12 protein-coding genes are annotated in these 19,187 nt (G+C 52.7%); 8 read left to right on the top strand and 4 right to left on the bottom strand.

The genetic code is table 11. The features are described 5' to 3' along the window. Positions 1–69: 69 nt before the first annotated feature. The 3 genes from KOR42_RS13340 to KOR42_RS13330 all read right to left on the bottom strand — a co-directional run bounded on the left by KOR42_RS13340 (position 70) and on the right by KOR42_RS13330 (position 3,386). Positions 70–489, bottom strand: coding sequence for a hypothetical protein (locus KOR42_RS13340; protein ID WP_146510327.1), 420 nt, complete (start codon positions 487–489; stop codon positions 70–72). A 450-nt stretch (positions 490–939) separates the two neighbouring features. Beyond that, positions 940–2,871, bottom strand: coding sequence for a glycosyltransferase family protein (locus KOR42_RS13335; protein ID WP_146510326.1), 1,932 nt, complete (start codon positions 2,869–2,871; stop codon positions 940–942). A gap of 35 nt (positions 2,872–2,906) precedes the next feature. After that, entirely contained in the window at positions 2,907–3,386 is a 480-nt protein-coding gene (locus KOR42_RS13330; protein WP_146510325.1) for a tRNA (cytidine(34)-2'-O)-methyltransferase, read from the bottom strand. 192 nt (positions 3,387–3,578) lie between these two features. Here KOR42_RS13330 and KOR42_RS13325 point away from each other — a divergent pair, with 192 nt between their 5' ends. The 7 genes from KOR42_RS13325 (at position 3,579) to KOR42_RS13295 (ending at position 11,340) form a co-directional block, all read left to right on the top strand. Further along, positions 3,579–5,048, top strand: a complete 1,470-nt coding sequence (locus KOR42_RS13325) for a Gfo/Idh/MocA family oxidoreductase (protein WP_146510324.1) — start codon at positions 3,579–3,581, stop codon at positions 5,046–5,048. Positions 5,049–5,071: 23 nt separating this feature from the next. Further along, positions 5,072–5,656, top strand: a complete 585-nt coding sequence (thpR, locus tag KOR42_RS13320; protein ID WP_146510323.1) for an RNA 2',3'-cyclic phosphodiesterase — start codon at positions 5,072–5,074, stop codon at positions 5,654–5,656. Beyond that, a complete protein-coding gene (locus KOR42_RS13315; RefSeq protein WP_146510322.1) occupies positions 5,653–6,282 on the top strand; it encodes a DUF2238 domain-containing protein in 630 nt (209 codons plus the stop codon). The genes thpR and KOR42_RS13315 overlap by 4 nt, the downstream gene beginning before the upstream one ends. 86 nt (positions 6,283–6,368) lie before the next feature. Continuing rightward, positions 6,369–8,003: a sodium:solute symporter family transporter gene (locus KOR42_RS13310; RefSeq protein WP_231740913.1), complete on the top strand. Its 1,635-nt coding sequence runs from the start codon at positions 6,369–6,371 to the stop codon at positions 8,001–8,003. Positions 8,004–8,085: 82 nt separating this feature from the next. Next, complete coding sequence (locus KOR42_RS13305; protein ID WP_146510321.1) at positions 8,086–8,844, top strand: HpcH/HpaI aldolase family protein; 759 nt, start codon at positions 8,086–8,088, stop codon at positions 8,842–8,844. A gap of 117 nt (positions 8,845–8,961) precedes the next feature. Further along, on the top strand, positions 8,962–9,849 hold the full coding sequence (locus KOR42_RS13300) for a HEAT repeat domain-containing protein (protein ID WP_197441157.1): 888 nt from the start codon (positions 8,962–8,964) through the stop codon (positions 9,847–9,849). A gap of 63 nt (positions 9,850–9,912) precedes the next feature. Further along, complete coding sequence (locus KOR42_RS13295; protein ID WP_231740912.1) at positions 9,913–11,340, top strand: arylsulfatase; 1,428 nt, start codon at positions 9,913–9,915, stop codon at positions 11,338–11,340. Positions 11,341–11,678: 338 nt separating this feature from the next. On the opposite strand, the gene KOR42_RS13290 is transcribed toward KOR42_RS13295, so the two are convergent. Then, positions 11,679–17,837 carry an alpha-2-macroglobulin family protein gene (locus KOR42_RS13290; RefSeq protein WP_146510319.1) on the bottom strand — a complete coding sequence of 2,053 codons (6,159 nt, stop codon included), beginning with the start codon at positions 17,835–17,837 and terminating at the stop codon, positions 11,679–11,681. A 563-nt stretch (positions 17,838–18,400) separates the two neighbouring features. On the opposite strand from KOR42_RS13290, the gene coaE reads away from it, so the two are divergent. Continuing rightward, positions 18,401–19,057 carry a dephospho-CoA kinase gene (gene coaE, locus KOR42_RS13285; RefSeq protein ID WP_197441155.1) on the top strand — a complete coding sequence of 219 codons (657 nt, stop codon included), beginning with the start codon at positions 18,401–18,403 and terminating at the stop codon, positions 19,055–19,057. Positions 19,058–19,187 lie beyond the last annotated feature (130 nt).

Raw genomic sequence — 19,187 nt, 5'->3', positions numbered from 1 at the left:
GCGAATAAAGCCGAGTCCGTACTGGAACGCAATTCCCACAAGCGAGCGCCGAGCCACGCTGGAAGTGGCTTAATAGATCTTTCGGATTCGGTAAGCGTTGACGCCTTTTCCGGGGAACTGGTGATGATGGAATTCTTCAATCACCTTCCAGCCTGAAGGAACAGGTTGACAGGCCCACATCGTCATTTCCGCATTGGGACGATTCGGGATCTTCCGGATCAGCAGCAGGTGGCACGTCGAACTGAGCTGCAACAGGCTCTGACGATGACCGACGACCACCCAGCCCGTTGGGACCGGTTCATCAGCTGGCCAGGGGGTGACATCCCGATCGTTGTACGGGGCAAAGAACGAGAGCCCTGATTTGCAGTTACAGCACTTCCATGGATAGCGAAATCGAAGCGCGTCGAGGGCATCGGTCGCTGGGGCTTCGCTCGGTATCGATCCAAAACACATCGATCCAAACAGGACGGCGAATATCCACTTTCGCATGAGGCTCCCCTTGAATTCGCATCTCGGAAAGATGCATCACTTCAGATAAACATTCCGCGCGTGCTGAACGATCGATTTGTCTGACGGGACTGATTTTGGAAGATCGGAACCGGTTCAGAGAATCGTGCAGTTTCGATTTCGACGAATGAGAGGGCTATTCTGAAATCGATCGCACTGCACGAGCCGATTGTGTCGATGATGATGCGATCCAACCCTCAGAATCGATACGACTAGAGCAAGTTGCTCTTTCCTGCGTGCTCGCTTGAACTCTTTCACCAGGCAAATGGCTGAGTTTGCTTGTGCGAGTAAGTGCACACCAAATCAGAAAATGCTCTATGCAATACGCGCGCGAATCGCTTCAGCCCATATTCATGGATTTCTTGCAGGTGGATGCACTCGCACTTGTTGCAATCCGTTGCGTTTCATTGTGTGTGCGGTGTTGGAAAGAAGCTATTCTGCCAATGTTGGCGGGTCGATTTGATAGATTTCGACCTCGCCGATTTGATCGATGAGAGTGAAGTTCGGCTGTTCTTCGTGACTCCAGTCGATCGGTGTATTTGTTCCAAGCGAACGCAACACAGCTTCCGGCGATTGCCCATGTTCTCGACTGACGAGAACGATCGCGTAGTGAATGGTTTCTTGTGTCGGAATTGCAAAGTGTTGTTCGTCGAGACCGCTTCGTTGGGCGTGAAACACCAATGGGCTGCTGATGGGTGTTGTCGTCACGATTGGGAAATTTGCTGCGTCTTGGGATTCTGAAATCGGCATCTCCAACAGTCGCTGGACAACTCGTTCGGCATCCGGGCACCGACCGGTTTCGTCTGACTGGCGAATCGATTCTGATGTCGTTGAGAAGGGTATTTGTGTTGCGACAAGTGCTGCGAAGGCGACTCCCGAGACTTTCGACTTCAATGACTGTGATCGAATCTTGTCGAGGGTGCTGCTCCATCCCCAACCGCAAATGAGTGCACAGATTGGAATTAAGAACAGCCACGTTCGCGCCGGAGGAATGACGTGCTGAACCAGAAGAAGCAGGGCGACCGACAACACGCTGCAGGCGAATGGAACCGGGAAGAGGGGCTTCTTGTGTAAAGTGAGCAGGATGGTTTCGACGACTGCCATCACCCATCCGATGACGATGACCGCCCACGCAACGAAATTCCAGTCCCGTAAGAGGAGTGAAGCAGTTGTCTCAATTCCCGGAATGATCCCTTTCAGAAACTGATCCCTGGTCAGCGGTTTGACGAAGTCGTTTCCGGTGAGGCTCTTCAGTCCCGAAGTGGCAATGATTGGGGAATAGAGAGCAATAGTCAGAAGAGCCACCGACGCGACACCGGTCATCCAGCAAATGATGAATCGCCTCCGACCTACCTGAGGTTCGGAAATGACTCCTGTGATCAACAGCCAAGTCCAGACCATGGCATTCGCGTAAGCCATGCTCGGAATTGTCCACAATCCTAAGCTGCTGAAAACCACCATCAGTGGCCATTCGAGCCCATTGGGACTGTCGGATCCTTGTGAACTTTCTTTCGCGTTCAATGGAACGATTTGAGGCGTTTTGAGTTCATCTTGCCCAGTCGAGTTTGCGGAGGAACTGTTGAATGAGCTTTTGAGAATCTGACCTGCCACGATGATTTCGAGCAGTGTGAACAGAACGACCATCGTGTAGCCCCGTCCGAGGGCCGAATATTCGATAAGCGCTGAAGAGAGGCAGACAATCAAAGCTGCGAGGATTCCGCAGCTCTTATTTCCGAAAGTCACTCCGACCAGGTAGGTGAAAAACATACAGAGGCAGCCCGCCAGAAACGCGGGGAGCCGAATCGCCCAGGGATCGTATCCGAAGAGGCTTGTCGAGAGATGAATCAACAGCGTGTTGAAGACGTGGTTGTTCGGATCGTGATAGGTCGACAGGCCAATGAACACAGGAGGGCGGGCGTAGTTGAGGTAAGTATAGGCTTCATCAAAACGAATCGGATCATTCAGAAACGGAATCCGAAATAACACTGCACACAGGAAGAAGAGTGACAGCAGCAGAGCATTCTCCGATGTGATCGCGAACCAGTCTTCGATCGTTCGACGTGTTCGTCCTCGAATTTCAACGCGGTCCCAAAGTGATTTCGGAAGCCACCAGACTGTCGCAGCAAGAAGCCCGCCGATCACACCAGTGAAGAGGAGAAACGTCGTGATGCGATCATGAACTCCGGGAGTGTAAGCATCCGCCGACCCATCTCCGGAATATCGGTCGAGAAATCCTCGAAGGAGATCGTAGGAGGTGAAGGAACCCGCGATCGAAATCAGTGCACCGCAAGCGATCACCAGCGAGACGATACGTGTCCAGTGTGGAAGACGTAAGTGAACGGAGTCGTCAGAAGGATTCGTCACGAACGGGCCTTATCCACCGATCCTCAGTTGTAAATTTACTCCACTCCACCGACTTGCCGCATTGCTTCATAAATCACAGCTGTGGCAGCACTCGCAAGATTGAGGCTTCTGACTTCGCTCCGCATCGGAAGTCTGAGACAGTGGTCGGCATTGGCTGTGCGAATTTCTTCCGGGAGACCTTGGCTTTCGCTTCCAAAGACCAGCACATCTTGCGAGTTGAAGTCGGCGTCCCAGAAGACTTTCTTTCCGAATTTCGTCAAGTACCAGTAATTTCGATTGGGACCGAGTTTTTCCAAAAGATGATCCCAGTCTTCGACGATTTCAAAGTCGAGGTACTGCCAGTAATCCAGTCCAGCCCGGCGCAGATACTTGTCTTCGAGAGAATAGCCAATCGGTTTGACTAACCACAATTTTGCTCCGACTGCGACGCAGGTTCGACCAATGTTCCCCGTATTCGGTGGAATCTCTGGGGAATGCAAAACAACGTTGAGCGAAGGTTCTTCAAGCTTAGGCATACGAAGATTTCAGTGTGAAGGTCTGGACTTGTTGAGTGAGCAGTCGTCGAACACGTTCAAGCTTCTGATCAAACGACGGATCAGCTATGTTTGATGCTTGAGTGTGCACCATTTTCAAGCATGATGAATGTCGGCGTGAGAAAAATCCACGTCTCGCATGTTTGATTCTTTCAACTTCTTACGAGGAAGACGATGACCGATTCTGTCAACCGCCGCAGTTTTTTGAAAAGCTCGGGAGCCATCGCCGCCGGAACGAGTGCATTCGTCGGCCTGTCCGCGAAAGACGCACCCGCGCAGTCTCCCAACCAGAACATCCGAATTGGATTCATCGGTCCTGGAGGTCGTGGATTTGGTGCGCATGTCAGGACACTGGCGAAACTGAAAAATGAAGGGGCCAATATCGAACTCGTTTCCGTCGCAGAAGTCTTTTCTGTCCAGCGAGAGAAGGTGGCTGACTACATTAAGGAGAAAAACGGAAATACTCCCACGCAATACGTGGACTATCGAGAAATGCTCGAAAAAGAGAATCTCGATGCCGTTTCCATCGCGACGCCGGATCACTGGCATCACAAACAGGTTCTCGATTCACTCGCTGCTGGGCTGCACGTCTACTGCGAAAAGCCGATGACGAAGAATGTCGAGGAAGCTCTCGATGTCGTCGAGAAGTGGGAAGACTCCGGAAAAGTGATGCAGGTCGGAGTTCAGGGAACCTCCCAACCGGTTTGGAATCACGCCCGGGAACTCCTCAACGACGGGAAACTCGGAAAGGTGATGATGTTCCAGACTGAGTACTTCCGGAACTCGGCTCAGGGACAATGGCGGTATTATGAACTCAAGAAGGACATGACTCCGCAGAACATCGACTGGCAGCGATGGCTGGGAGTCGAAGAAGGTCTGGCCGAAGACCGACCGTTTGATCGAGAAGTGTACAAGCAGTGGCGACGCTTCTGGCCGTTTGGGTCCGGGATGTACACAGACCTCTTCGTCCATCGTGTCACGATGATGCTCAAAGCGACTGGATTGCGTTATCCCGGCCGTGTTGTCGGGGCGGGTGGATTGTACCTTGAGTACGATGGTCGAGGCGTACCCGATGTCGCCACCGTCGCGGCGGACTATCCCGAAGGTGTTCACGGCCTTGTCTCGTCGACGATGTGTAGCCAGGAATCGCGAATCGATCAGTGTATTCGCGGGCACTTTGGTTCGTTCATCTTCAATGGGGATAAGATTCAATACATCCCTGAACGTCCTCAAGTGACTCGTGACAGTTCCCTCGCTGAGGAAACGATTCAGACGGAACCGATTGACGATCAGACTTACGAACACTTCAAGAACTGGATTGCTGCCATGAACTCAGGCAATCCACTCGACTGCAACAACCCGCCTGATCTCGGAGCCGCCGCAGTGACAACAGTCATTCTCGGGGCTCAGAGTTACCGAAACGGCGTCTGCTACTACTTCGATCCGAAGACGGGTCCCGTCAATGCGTTCGAAGCCCATCAGGGCGGCAAGTCGTGGGCAGATCAATGGGAGAAAATCTCGAAAGAACGCGGGAAGCCGAAGCACATTCCTGGGTGGACTGCCGGAGATTACGGAAGTACTCTCGAAGAACCTGCCTATATGAAGCTGGCTGGTCCATGGAAAGATGGTCAGCCGCCCGCCTGATTCTGATGATTTGCTGTTAGGTTATGTCCCGGACGATTCGTTCGTTTCTTGCGATCCCCATCGAGCCGACCGAACAACTTGGTCGGTTCCTTGGATCGCTTCGCAAAATTCAAGGCACCGTGCGAGCGAACCGTCCGGAAATGCTTCACTTCACGATCGCGTTTTTGGGCGAAACCAAAGATCATCAAATCTCCGCTGTGTGTGAGGTGATGAATGAGGTTATCCAGGAAACTCAAGAACAACAGCTCACGCTTCAGGGAGTGGGAGCTTTTCCCAATCGCAGACGCCCACGCGTAGTGTGGATTGGTTGCCATCCGCAGCAGCCGATGATTTCACTGGCGGAGCGACTGACGGATGCTCTCGAAACGATCGGGTTTCCGCGAGAAGGAAGGCGATTCACGCCGCATCTCACAGTTGCGCGAGTCAATGGAAAGCCTCCGGAATCTCTGATGGAGCTGATCGACACACATCGCGATCAGGAGTTCGGAAAGTTTCTGTTTGATCGCATGGTGTATTATCAATCGGAGCTTTCGCGTTCGGGATCGAAGTACACAATTCTTCAAGAATCGGTATTCTCAGGCGATCCCGACGATGAGGAGATCCGATGAGAGGGTTGCTGACAAGCGAGAAAACAATTCTATTGGTGACGATGTTGTACATCGCCCCCGCGCTGTGGAGTTCCTTTGCGTCAGGCAAAATGGAATTCGTGATTTACGTCGGCGTCATGGGCGTGCTTTTGGGGCCAGTGTTGTGGCTGCATCATCGAGTCCGATTGCATCCACTTGCGTTGTGGGGCCTCTCGCTTTGGGGTTTGGCACATATGTGCGGTGGGCTCGTTCATGTTCCGGAGTCCTGGCCGACCGAAGGAACATCCTCGGTCTTGTACAACCTGTGGTTGATTCCGAATCGGCTGAAGTATGACCAGTTGGTGCATGCGTACGGATTTGGCCTGACGACATGGATCTGCTGGCAAGCATTGAAGGCGGCGTTTCAAAAATCGGGTGCGGACATCGCGCCGACCTTCGGATTGCTGACGCTGTGCGCCGCTGCCGGGATGGGATTTGGAGCACTTAACGAAGTGGTCGAATTCGCTGCGACGCTGCTTGTTCCCGAAACCAATGTCGGCGGTTATCTCAACACCGGGTGGGATCTTGTCTCGAATCTTGTCGGCTGCCTGCTCGCAGCAGTGTTGATCTCTCTGTTCGACAGAAGTTCCCATTCTGAATCGTCATGAATTGCTGGCGGCGCTATTCAATCCGGGGATGATTGACTACCGTGACACATCAACTGAATTCGATTCTTGATTGGAAAGTATGATTCATGCTGATGGGTCTTTCAGGAGTCTTCCAAACGTCACTATCCCTCCCGAAGTCTCTCCTCCTCGCAGACTTGCCGAACGTATTTGATCCAGACGCCGGGCAGACTGGCCTGGCAGCGATTGACTGGATCATTGTGCTTGCTTATGCAGTTGGCACGATCTGGCTGGGATGGTATTTCAGTCGTAGACAAACCTCGACCAAAGAATACTTTGTCGGCAGCGGAGCAATGAATCCCGTGCTGATCGGGGTGTCATTGTTCGCGACGCTTCTGAGCACAATTTCTTATCTGTCGTTTCCCGGCGAAGCGCTTGGGAAAGGGCCTGTTCAATTTTGCAGCCTTCTCTCGTTGCCGTTTGTCTTTCTGATCGTCGGATTCGGAATGCTGCCGGTATACATGCGACATCGAGTCACAAGTGCCTACGAGTTGCTGGAGAAGCGACTCGGGCTCGAAATTCGGCTTCTTGGCGCCGGGATGTTTGTCATTCTGAGACTTATCTGGATGGCGTTACTGGTCTATCTCACAGCTAAAGCACTCACAACGATGATTGGGGCTGATGAGCGATGGATTCCACTCGTCTCGTTGATCACGGGAACTGTCGCTGTGATTTATACGTCGCTGGGAGGTCTCCGCGCGGTGGTCATTACCGACGCAATTCAGACGCTGCTGCTCTACGGCGGGGCGCTGACCGTCATCGCGATCGTCACTTCCAAAATGGGAGGCTTTCATTGGTTTCCCAGTCAGTGGCATCCGATTTGGGATCGACAACCAATTTTCCCTGAAAACGCTGCGACGCGATTGACTGTCATCGGCGCCATCCTCAGCCAGGGAACCTGGTACGTCTGTACTCTGGGAGGAGATCAAACTTCTGTGCAGCGGTTTATGGCGACGAAAGATGCTGCTGCGGCACGCAGAGCTTTGGCCATTCAGTTGATCGTCGCGGTGATTGTCGCGATCACTTTAGGGCTCGTTGGATTCGCTCTCCTTGGTTACTTCGAAGCCAATCTCGATCAGCTTCCACCGGGCACGAATCTCAAAGCGGACGCAGATGATCTCTTCCCGTTTTTCATCTCGCACTTACTTCCTCCGGGAGTCTCTGGACTCGTGATCGCAGCGATGTTTGCGGCAGCCATGTCGAGTCTCGATTCCGGAGTGAATTCGATTACTGCTGTCGTGATGACTGACGGACTCGATCGCTTCGGAAAGAAGCCCGAATCCGAAGAAGCTCACGTTCGTCTCGCTCGGCGGTTGGCGTTCGGAATCGGATTGTTTGTCGTGATTCTCAGCTCCGTGATGGATCGAGTTCCCGGCAATATTACTGCGGTGACGCAGAAGACGTCGAACCTGCTGGCCACTCCGATTTTCGGGCTGTTCTTCTACGCGTTGTTCGTTCCCTTCGCGAGTCGAACTGGTGTGTGGATCGGAACAGCTTGCGGGATCGTGACTGCCGTTTTGATCGCGTTTTCGGGTCCGTTCTACCGGTTCTTCGTTGACGCCGATCAAATGACAGACCCGGTCAGTTTTCAGTGGATCGCTCCGGTCGCTCTGGCTGTGAATCTGGGAGTCGGCTGTCTGGTGAGTCTGATGACCTCCGACGGTCCTTCAGCTTCCGAAAAAGCTGACACGAGCGGCGATTGACGAAGTTACTGACGGCTGACAAACTCCTCCCTTGCGCCCACCCATACCGCCTCCCTTATCCTCAAAGAACTGCAGGATCACAATGCGAAGAAGTCGGACACTTGCGAAAATTCGTGCTGGAGAAACGGCACGTATGTGCGCGCTGGGACATTACATCCCGGCCTACATCAAGCATGCCGCGAACGCTGGTTACGATTGTATCTGGCTGGATACCGAACATCGGCAGTTGGAAGACCATCAGATTCAGTCACTCCTCGCCTTCGGCCATCTATTCGACATCGACATCATGGTCCGTGCGCGAACCCTCGAGAAAACCCGCCTATATCGACTTCTCGAAGACGGAGCGACTGGGTTAATGATTCCACACGTCAGCACGCCTGAAAAAGCCGCCACGCTGGTCGATGCCGTCAAGTTTCCGCCGATTGGAGATCGAGGGCTCGACGGAGCTGGACTGGACGCCGATTTTCTGTGCAATGATCCGATGACGTTTCCCGAAGAAGCCAATCGAGAAACATTTCTCGTCGTTCAAATTGAAACTCCTCAAGCTGTTGAGAATGTCGAACAAATTGCTGCGACCGACGGAGTCGACGTTCTGTTTATTGGGCCGGGGGATCTCGGCCTGCGGCTGCGGCATCAGGAGACGGGCTGGTCACTTGAGGATGCTTATCAACGGACAGCAGAAGCGTGCAAAAAGCATGGCAAAGCGTGGGCCTGCCCGGTCAGCGGCAAGGAAGAGATTCAGAAACGTCGCGAGCAGGGGGCGCAACTTCTCGCTCACGGGGGAGATTTCCTCGGCTTAAAACGGATGCTCGAAACGAACATTCAGGATTTCGAAGAGTGATTCGTCAACGAAATTCAGCGTTCAATGGTTTGTTCGTTCCATCGGAAGACAAATGCATCAAAGAACTGTAATGTGATGCTCAGTTCAGATTTCTCCCGATTGAAGAGTGGTCGACTGATGAAAACCCTCCTGCTGATGTGCTGCTTCGCTCTGTTTGTCTCTCCATTCGCGCTTGCCAGCGAAGGTGATCGGCAACAGGCTTCCTCAGAGACAATCCAATTGACCGATGCTCAGAAAGAGCAGTGCCTTAAGATTCTTCGAGGAGCCATGGCTTCCGACGAATTTTGGCCCGCGATGCATGCAGCGGAGGCACTCACTCTGGCAGGGTATGGCGCGGAGGTTCGCGAAGCGCTGGAACCAAAATTGCCACTTGAAACGGACGATCAAAAGCGCTGCGGTCTCGCTCGCGAACTGGTTCGGGCAGGTGCGACCGAGCACGCAGCGGCGATGCTGAAAATCCTTGATAAAACGGACACATACGGTCACACACACGCGGCCGAAAGTCTGTTCAAGGTTGACGAAATCGGGAATGGGAAGCGGCTGAAGCGAGTGCTGAGAACGACCACTGACATGAAGACAAAGCTCATGGCAGCAGCGGCACTGGCGAGGTCTGGAGATGAGCAGGCCATGCAGCTTCTTCGTCAAGAATTAAAGAGCGATGACGAACAGACTTTCCGGATAGCAGCCTGGATTCTGGCTCGGATCGGTGATCAATCGGACATTCCGCAAATGCGTCGAAACGTCAAACGCGCGAAAGATCCTCTCGTCAAAGCTTACAACGAGCACGCATTAGCATCGCTTGGTGATGCTGAGGGATTGAAGGCGCTGATGGACAATCTCACCGACGCTGACCCTGCCATCCGGACCAATGCAGCGACATTTGCGGGAGATGCACGAGCCACTGAGGCGAAAGAGTTGCTCTTGCAGCTGTTGGAAGACGAACACTTTGATGCTCGCATCCGTGCGGCGCAGACGTTGCTCGTTCTGTCTCAGTCGAAGTCCTGATGAATCGGGAAGAGTTCGGGCTGCGGGCATTCATGAATATTGCAACTTGAGGAGTTTCTATTGTTGAAGTTCATACTTACGCTATTCGGACTACAGTTCTTCATCCCGGTCGGTCTGCTTCAGGCGGCTGATCGCCCGAATATCATCTACATCATGACGGATGATCTGGGGTACGGGGATCTTGGATGCTATGGGCAAGAGGTGATTGAAACACCCAACATCGATCGGCTTGCGAGCCAGGGAATGCGTTTCACTGATCACTATTCCGGACATACCGTATGCCGACCATCACGACTGGTGCTCTGGACCGGTCAACACTGCGGGACGACCGGGCTCATCGGAAATCGAGCGCGCAGCTTGACCGGGATGGAATCAACCGTCAGTCGACAACTCAAAGAGGTTGGTTACCGGACCGGAGGAGTCGGAAAGTGGGCTCTGGGGAATGTGGACACTCCGGAAGAAATCAACAATCCGGGGCATCCTAACAACAACGGGTTCGACTACTGGTTCGGATACTTGAATCAAAGCAATGCCCACAATTTCTACCCGACCTTCCTGTGGGAAAATCAGACACAGGTCACCCTCCCCGGAAATGTGATCGGAGACTACGAAAACGGTCGCGGTCGAGTTTCGTCGGTGCGGGTCAGCTACTCTCATGACTTCATGACAGATGCTGCCATGAATTTTGTGAAAGAGAACGCTGAAGAACCGTTTCTGCTTCACATTCATTGGACCATTCCGCACGCGAACAACGAGGGAGGGCGCGTTCTCGGTGATGGCATGGAAGTCCCCGACTACGGAATCTATAAGGATCGTGACTGGCCCAATCCCGAAAAAGGATTCGCGGCGATGATCACGCACATGGACCGAGATGTCGGACGCCTGATGGCGCTGCTTGATGATCTTGAGCTAACAGAAAAGACGCTCGTCATTTTCACTTCAGACAATGGTCCCCACGAAGAAGGCGGACACAAGCACGACTTCTTCGATTCCAACGGGCCGCTGCAGGGATACAAACGTTCGATGCACGAAGGCGGGATTCGAGTTCCTCTCATCGCACGCTGGCCGGGAACCATTCCAGCTGGAACGACAAGTGATCTTCCTTCCGCCTTCTACGATTTTCTTCCGACTGCTTGTGAACTCGCCGGTGCGGAAGTTCCCGACGGGATCGATGGAATTTCCTACTTGCCGACATTGCTCGGAAATGATTCTGAACAACCACGTCACGAATACCTTTATTTTGCGAGCCAGGAGGGACGCACGAGTGTTGGCGTCCGGTCAGGCAAATGGAGACTCGTTCGCTATCCAGAGAAGCCAAACCGAAATGCAGACTTGGAGTCTCCCGGAACCTGGAAACTTTATGATGTGACAACCGATCCGGGCGAAGAGACCGACCTTGCAGCGGAGCATCCTGATGTCGTCGAAAAGATCACCGGATATCTGATTCGCGATGGGCTTTGGGAAGAAAGCGTCGATCGCTCTTCCAACTAGAGCATTTTCTGATTTTGTATGCACTCCCTCGCACGAGCAAGCACAGCCTTTTAACTTGTGAAACAGTGCAAGCGAGTGCACAGGAAAGAGCAACTTGCTCTAAAGCACGTTGCTTCCTCACTCGAACTGGTTGCGTGTTTCGGAGGATGCGTTGAATCACCCGAATTGCTGCAATTCTTCACAGCAGTTCTCCGAGCTGTTTCGACGAGTCATTACAGCTGCAGCGAGTGAACTTCAGGAGTAACGTGAGTTCAAATTAAAAGGACGCCGGATCCAATCCGGCGTCCTTTCTTTTCCTATCGCTTCGAGTTGTTTACTTCGAGTTAATTACTCAGCGTTCACTCCTCGGCGTCTTCGATAATCAACTTGAACTCGTCGGAATTCCCTCTCAGTTCGGGAGCGTACATGGCGTAGGCCCGGGCGGGGAGTGCGCTGAATCGTCCGGGGATTTCTGCCCGGAGTTGGTAGCTCACGGAATGTTTTCCGCGTACGAGGCTTCTCATGAAGAAGGCGACTCGTTCGTCTCGAAATTCGACATAAGCCCGGAGACCGCCGCTCGTGTAACCACTTCTCAGTTCGACGGGTTCCGTTCCGGCAGCTTTGAGGTCTTCGAAAATAACGTACTCGTAGTCGTTCTTCGAATCGATTTCGAGTTCCACTTCGATGAGGTCTCCGCTTTTCACATCGCTGAGATTTTCAAGAAGAACTCGGTCGTACTTCAGCGTTTTCTGGTCGATGACCTGTCCGCGACTTCCGGACACGACTGAGTTGGCGTCCTCGTCCTGAACGAGTCGATAGAACTTTCGCTGAACTTTGATTTCCAGTCCCGCTTTCGTGATGAAGTCTTCAAGCGAGAAATTCGTTAGGTACGCGTTGTGATACAACGGGCCACTTCCGGTCTTGCGGAGTTCGATGGTGTGCTCTCCGGACGCAAGATCCTCTCCTTCGATCACGAAGGCGTTCTCGAAAGTGAACAGGTTGTCGGAGGTAATTTTGACCGACTTCTTGCGTTCTCCGTCGATGAAGACTTCCACCGTCATGTCCGGCTTCAGTTCGTTCGTCGCTTCGAGGTACTCAGCGAGTGCTTCAATGCAATAGGCAGTATCTCGTGTATTGGTCCAGTAAGATCCATGCTTTCGGTTGTTCAGAATGAACTTCACGAGACCGGAAGTTTTCGGGTCCTGCGGTGCGGTACGACAGAGCAACTTGAGGTATTGAGCGTTCGCTTCAATCGTGCTTCCATACCAGTTCCACCAGTATCCGTTGTTTGGCAGATCGATATAAGCGGTCTGATTTTCATCATCGACAGTGATGAACTGGTCGATGTTGCGAACGATCATGTCGCGTTGTTCATTGGCACCAATCTTGTCGAAAGCGAGACCGGTGAGAGCCTGACCATACAGTGAAAGTTTCAGTCGATCTCGGTAGAGATACTTCTGCATCGACGGATTGACCTCACCTGCGTCGACGAGGACCGAGAAGACGAGAGCGTCGAGGTTGTTGGCTTCGGAGCGATAGCGCCTTCGGCTCGGCTTCTCAGCCTGGCGATCACCTTCTTCCAGCAACTTGACTTGCTCAACTTGATACTCAGTGAGCCAGCTAATTCCCTTCTCAATAATTCCATCGACGATCGCGATATCGTTTTTCGCAGCTTGTTGCAGACCGTGGACCACGACTGCTGTCGTGTGCGGATAAGAACGTTCCCCATAACCTGAGAACCATCCCCATCCTCCATCGGAGTTCTGCATCGATGTGAGATCCTGGACCCCTTTCTTAACCATGCGAGCGAGCTCAGCTTCGTCGAAGACCGGGTTCCGGTCGAAGCGCTTCCAGCGAGCTGCCCGTTCATTCGGATCACCGATTTCCTGAGCATTGAGGTTTGTTCGTTTTTCCTTGATCTCAGCCAGATTCAACCCCATGCGACGCAGAATTCCCTGCGTGATGACTGACGGCACGAACCGGTTGAGGGTCTGTTCGGTACAGCCATAAGGATATTCAGCGAGGTAGGGAAGGGCGTCGACCATTGCTCCCGCGAGTGTCGGTGAATATCGAATCTCGAGCCGGGTTTGCTCAGGTCGTCTCTCTTCGGGGACAACGATTTCAATTTGATCGCTTGTGTCTTCCGGACGAATGACTCCGGAGAACGACTCGAATTTTTCGAACCCATGGACAAACACTGGGAAAGACATTTCCATCGCATCCGACTCTTCGTCGGTCAGTCCCTGCACAGTGATTGTGGCGGTTCCCTCAGCGACCGCTTTGACTCGCCAGTCAACGCGGGCTTCCCCTCCGGCGGTGATTCGAACGGTCTGCTTCTGGGCGTCAGGAGAGAGGAATTCGAGCGTGTTCCCACTGAGATCGAGCGAGACTTCTGCTTGTTTGGCCGTTTCGAGATAGTTGTGAACGACCGCAGAGATGACAATCTCGTCTTTCTCGACGAAGAATCGCGGAGCTTGAAGTCGAACGACGAAATCTTTGGACGTGACGACTTCGGTCGTTGCTTCTCCGACTGCTGTTCCGGCTCCGAGACCCCAGGCACGCATCTTCCATGAGGAAAGGTTTTCCGGCATCGTGAACGAGATCTCAGCGATCCCGTCGTGATTTGTTGTGAGATCGGCATCCCAGAAAGCTGTATCGGCGAAATTGGTCCGGACGGTTGGTGCGACCATCTCAGCTTCGACAGCGGCTTCTGCTCCAAAATCTGCAGCGAGCGATTCCGTGACTCCTCCCCCCACGGCTGACATCGGAGTGGGCATCGCTCGAGTGTTCATCATTCGACCACCCTTGCGTTGAGGAGCCCCATCAGCGAGCTCAAGTTTGCTCTTGGCGAGTTTGTCGGTGTCTGCGACCTCACCGCCAAAGATCCCGATGTTCCCCATCAGAATTTCCCCGGACTTCGTGAGCAACCCAAAATACTTGCTGAGGTTATGCTCGGTATTCGGGTAGTGGTTCCGTTTCCATTTCCAGAAGAACTCGCGAATCTCGGTCACATTCGAACCACCGGAGATGTACTCGACCGCCCGGTCATACACGCTCATGACGAGTGAGCCTTCGAAAGGTTTGCCTTCGTCGTCGGTGAATTTGACTTGTATGTCCGCTTGCTGTCCGGGGCGGAACTTTTCGGTTTCCGTCAGAATTTCGACATTGATGATGCGATCTTGAGGCGGAACGACGACTTCCTGAACGGTGGTATGAAGTTCCCCGTTGGAAATGGTGATCGCTTCGATGAAGAAGTTCGGCATGTCGCGATCGACGACATCAATCGGGACGACGGTGCTTTTGCCGTCGAGTCGCAAAACCTGAGGTTTGGCCGGGGCCAGTCCGTTCTCAGCTCGCACGAACAGCAGGACAGTCGAACCGATCCGGTTCGTATTGACGAGAAGTTCGATCTCTTCGCCGGGTGCGTAGGTTTGCTTGTTGAGGATCAGTTCGAGATCGTTGAACTGATAGTCAGATCCGTCGAATCCAGTTCCGCGAATCACGAACAGGCAAGCTCCCTCAATTGTCTTGTCTTCCGCGGTGACAGAATACGAGAGGCGATACTGTCCGGCGGACTGTGCGTTGATTTTTTGTGAGACTCTTCCGTCTTCGTTTGTGTTGAGTTCCCATTCCTCAACGGTCTTTTCTTGCGGCACTCCGTTTTCGTCGTAGGAGATCTGTTGAAGTTTGAGCGATCCCGTTCCCTGAACACCTTTCCCGTCGACCGTGCGAACCTGAAACTCTGCGTCGATGACATCTCCGACCGAGTAGTGTCCGCGAGTTGTCCATGCGAACACATTGAAAGGTCGACGAGCGACAAGGACAGAGCCGGAACCGACGATTGTGCGGCGAGAGGCATCGGTCACTTCAGCAGTGATTTCGTATTCGTGATCACTGTCGCCGTGCAGGACTTTTGCAAGTGATGTGTCGATGTCAATTTGAACGGTTCCATCGGGACCGATCTCAACTTCCTGATCGAGAACCAGTTCGGGGGGATCCGGGTTCCAGTTCCACCAACCGGGAATCGGCGGCAATGAGCCCCATCGACTGAAACCAGGGTACCACTGATACTGGGAACCAAACCACCAGTATCCGCTGCCGTAAAGCCAGTCCCAGCGAGTGACGGGGAACCAGCGCGAATCGTGCTTTGATCGCTCGACCTTAAACTGAACTTTGGCGTTGGTGACGGGGGCTCCGAAGAAGTATCGGGCTGAAATCGTTGCCTGGATTGAGTCTCCCAGTTCCACAGGTGTCTGTGGAGCATCAATCGTCACCTCAAATTCCGGCTTCTTGTATTCCTCAACACGGAAGGAATTTCTTCCGCTGATTCCAAATTGATGATCAATGGAAAGATCATAGTTTCCGAGAGCGGCTCCTTCCGGGATTTCATAGCTGCCTGCCAGTCCCCCGAATTTGTCGGTGGCCATTTTCTGCTTGAAAACTTCCGTCCCTTTCGGATCACGAATTCGAACGGTGAATTCCTTATTTGCGAATCGTTCGGCATCGGTCTTTTCGTAGGTGACTTCACGCAGCCAGAACTTGAATTCGACCGTTTGTTCTGGTCGATACACCGGACGATCCGTGACGACATAGACTTTGTGCTGGTCGTATCTCGATCGTCGATAATCACCGTACCAGACGCCGCTGAATCCGAGGTAAGCAAAGCGGTCGTCCTCAGACTGAACGATCGCCATCCACTGCATTTCGTCAGAGAGAAGTTTTTCGTCGGCGAGGATGATCCCGTTCTCGTCGGTGAACTCAGCGTGCTGTTTGACCGAAATCGCGTAGTCTCGAATGGTGTTCGGAACGAGTTCTTGTTTCCATCCGAAGAACTCGACCGGGACACGATTGAGTGGTTCTCCCGTCACTGTATCCGCGACGAAATACATCGACCGACCGTTGAGTTGTTTCTTGACGATCGCGGTATTGTCGAGCCAAATGATGATTCGGCTTGTGTTACCGTCCTCCATTTTCGCCGTCAGCAGATAGGCCCCCGCATTTTGCAGCGGTGTGGAAATCGTCGTCCGGCGGTCAAAGTGATTCTCGCGAGGTTCCAGATCGACGGACCAGGCAGCGACTGTTTTGCCCAGATATTTGGTTTCATTTTCAGCAACGAGCCGATATCCGATGTTCTCGACCTGAAGCTTTCGCCAGTCGAGTTCTTTGGGCGATGACTTGAGATAGGTCTGAATGTCTCTGACTAACTCGGGAACTTTGATTTCCTGAGCAGCGAAATGAACAAGGTCTCCGTTGCGGAATCGGTAGTCGATCTTCGCTCCGACTCCGGGCGCCTGGCTTTGAACGGACTCAAATTGGCCCCAGTTGTTGACGATCTGATCGAGCCGCTTTTGTCGGTAATTCCGGTTTCCGGGCCCGTGACGCTCGATCGCTGATTTCCAGACTTCAGCTGCGGTGTCGTATTGAAGTCGATCTTCGAAGATTTGTGCCAGCAAGAGCAAAGCACGCTCTGAATCGGCTTTGGTGTCGCTGTTGCCGATTCTCCGAAGGTTTCCGATGAAGTCGTAATCTTCCGGAAGCTTAAAGCGAAGAGTTCCCGTGGCGAGACGCGCGATCATTTCGTCTTCTGCGAGTGTGGGAAGTTGCCACGTTTTGGATTCTGCGGAATCGTCATCGTTGGAGTTGAGACCGCTGAGATTGATGCCCCAGCGTCTGAGAGTTGGAACGCCAAACTGGGAGCGGGCAAACTCTGCGAAATTGAAATCGAGCCTTGGTTTTTGCGACGGGTCCTTCTCGGCAGCTTGTTGCAGGCACCAGCGCCATCGTTCGCCGTCGGAAGTGGCCTCTTCCAGTGACGACGGAATCGAAATAAAGATGGGATGTCCTTCTTCATCGACGGGAGCCGCTCGATCTTTCTGTGAACGGTAATTGTATCGGTATCCGACGACCGGGTCGGGAAGTTCGTCGAGTGAGGTCAAGTCTTGGAGCAACCAGGAGTGTGTTCCCAATCGTCCCTTCGCAAAGACCTGAGCGAAGAATTCGTAGAATTTGGCTTGTTCCTCGGGAGGCACATCGCTCGGCATCAGCCGCTTTGCTTCCATCATCCATTGAAGCGATTGAACACGATCTCGATCTTCGACCGACGCATACTCACCGCCGCCCCGCTGATTTCCCCGTCGAAACTCTCCCGCGACGACGAAACCGTTGGATGGACTTGCCTGCAATTCTTGTGCAGCCATCCAGTAGCCTCTCCAATCCTCAGAGTGAATGCTGATGATCACTTGGAGCAGATCGTCGAGTTCGTGCATTTGTTGAAGCTTTCGGTAACAATTTGCTGCACTCTTGAGATCGTAGGCCAACGTCTTCCCAGAGTTTTCCTCTGATTTCACGAGCCCCAGGAAGATCGTGAGTGCCTCTTTGAACTGGCCCTCTTCGTACAGCTTTGCTCCCTCGGAACGCTGTTGCTCAAGATTCGGCGTCTGAGCCTGAATTTTGAAGACCCCCAACAGGGTCACTCCGCACAGAAAAAGAAGAAGCACCGCGAAAGTTGGTCGAGACATGTTTGCATCCTGTCGAGGCTGTTATTCCAGATTTGCGGATTACCCGTCTGAAATCAGCCCGTTTCTTTGATTCACCATCCGTGAGACGAAACGGTTCGGAAGAAGGTTCCCGGAAATTTCGTCACAATCACCTGCATCTTGAACTGCTGAGACCCGATTGCCAACCATTTCGATTGAGAAATTCGATACGGATAAGGAAACAGATGATTGACATTTGGGAATTGGCGAGCGACCATAGTGTTAGGGTCTTTTCAGCTCGAATTCTGTCTGCCCTGAAACTGGAGTTTCACCTCACGCGTCGACGGATTGACAGATCATCTGAATCCACTCAATCAGAACTGACTCAAAACGAAATAAAACAGAGATCAAGACCGCTGATTTCAATTCAGCAGCATCTCGTGTGCCGTCGTTTCTGAGACGTCCCATGTTGTGCCTTGGTCCATTCAATCATTCAGGTTCAGCCTGTAGTGAATTTTGCGACTGTTCCTCCCTTCCTTCACTGATTTCCCTGAACTCAAATCTTGAAAACTCAGCAGTCCCATTTCCGTGCAAAGGATCAGCCTTTGTCCATTCCTGTGATCGGTGTGATCGGTGGAATCGGCTCAGGCAAGACGACCTTTACGCGCGCAGTGGGAGAACGCCTCAATGCTCGGGTTCTGGACGCAGATCAGGCTGGGCATCGCGTGCTTCGCTTTGATTCCGTCAAATCGCAGCTGCGAGAGGTTTTCGGAGAAGACATTTTTGACAGCGATGGCGAAATTCTTCGATCTGCACTCGCTCGTCGGGTGTTTGGAGTTGAAGACGATCAACAGGCCGCACGTTCGCAATTGAATCAAATTGTTCATCCAGAAATTCGAAAGCTCCTCGAAGAACAACTTCACGAGATGAAGTCAGAAGTTGAGGTGGATGTCATCTTCCTCGATGCGGCACTGATGATCGAAGCGGGCTGGGTCAGCATTTGTGATGCTGTCGTGTTCCTGGATGTTCCGAAACATGTGCGGCTCGACCGAGTCGCAGGGCGTGGATGGTCCGCAGAAGAACTGGCTCAGCGAGAAGCCAGTCAGTTGAGTTTGCCTGAGAAGAGAAAACGGGCAGACTTTATCGTCGATCATACACTTCCGCCTCATCTCGCGGCCGAGTTGTTCATTGACTGGTTCATCAACCAGTTTGAGACCCGATACACAAATCGAGAAGCTGTTTCGCAGCCTTCTCAACCGTAACATCATCCGACTATCACCAACCCACGGGAAATCCTGATTGAATTGAGTCACTAAGGTTCAGGGCTGTCACTCACTGCCATTCGCCATTTCCAACTCTGAAGCCCATCTTTGATTTCAGGAAAAATCGTCG

Origin of the sequence: Thalassoglobus neptunius (genome assembly GCF_007859735.1) — a bacterium.
GTDB classification, from domain to species: domain Bacteria; phylum Planctomycetota; class Planctomycetia; order Planctomycetales; family Planctomycetaceae; genus Thalassoglobus; species Thalassoglobus neptunius.
The sequence above is the reverse complement of the archived record's forward strand: the minus strand, read 5'-3'. Positions and strand labels throughout refer to the sequence as shown.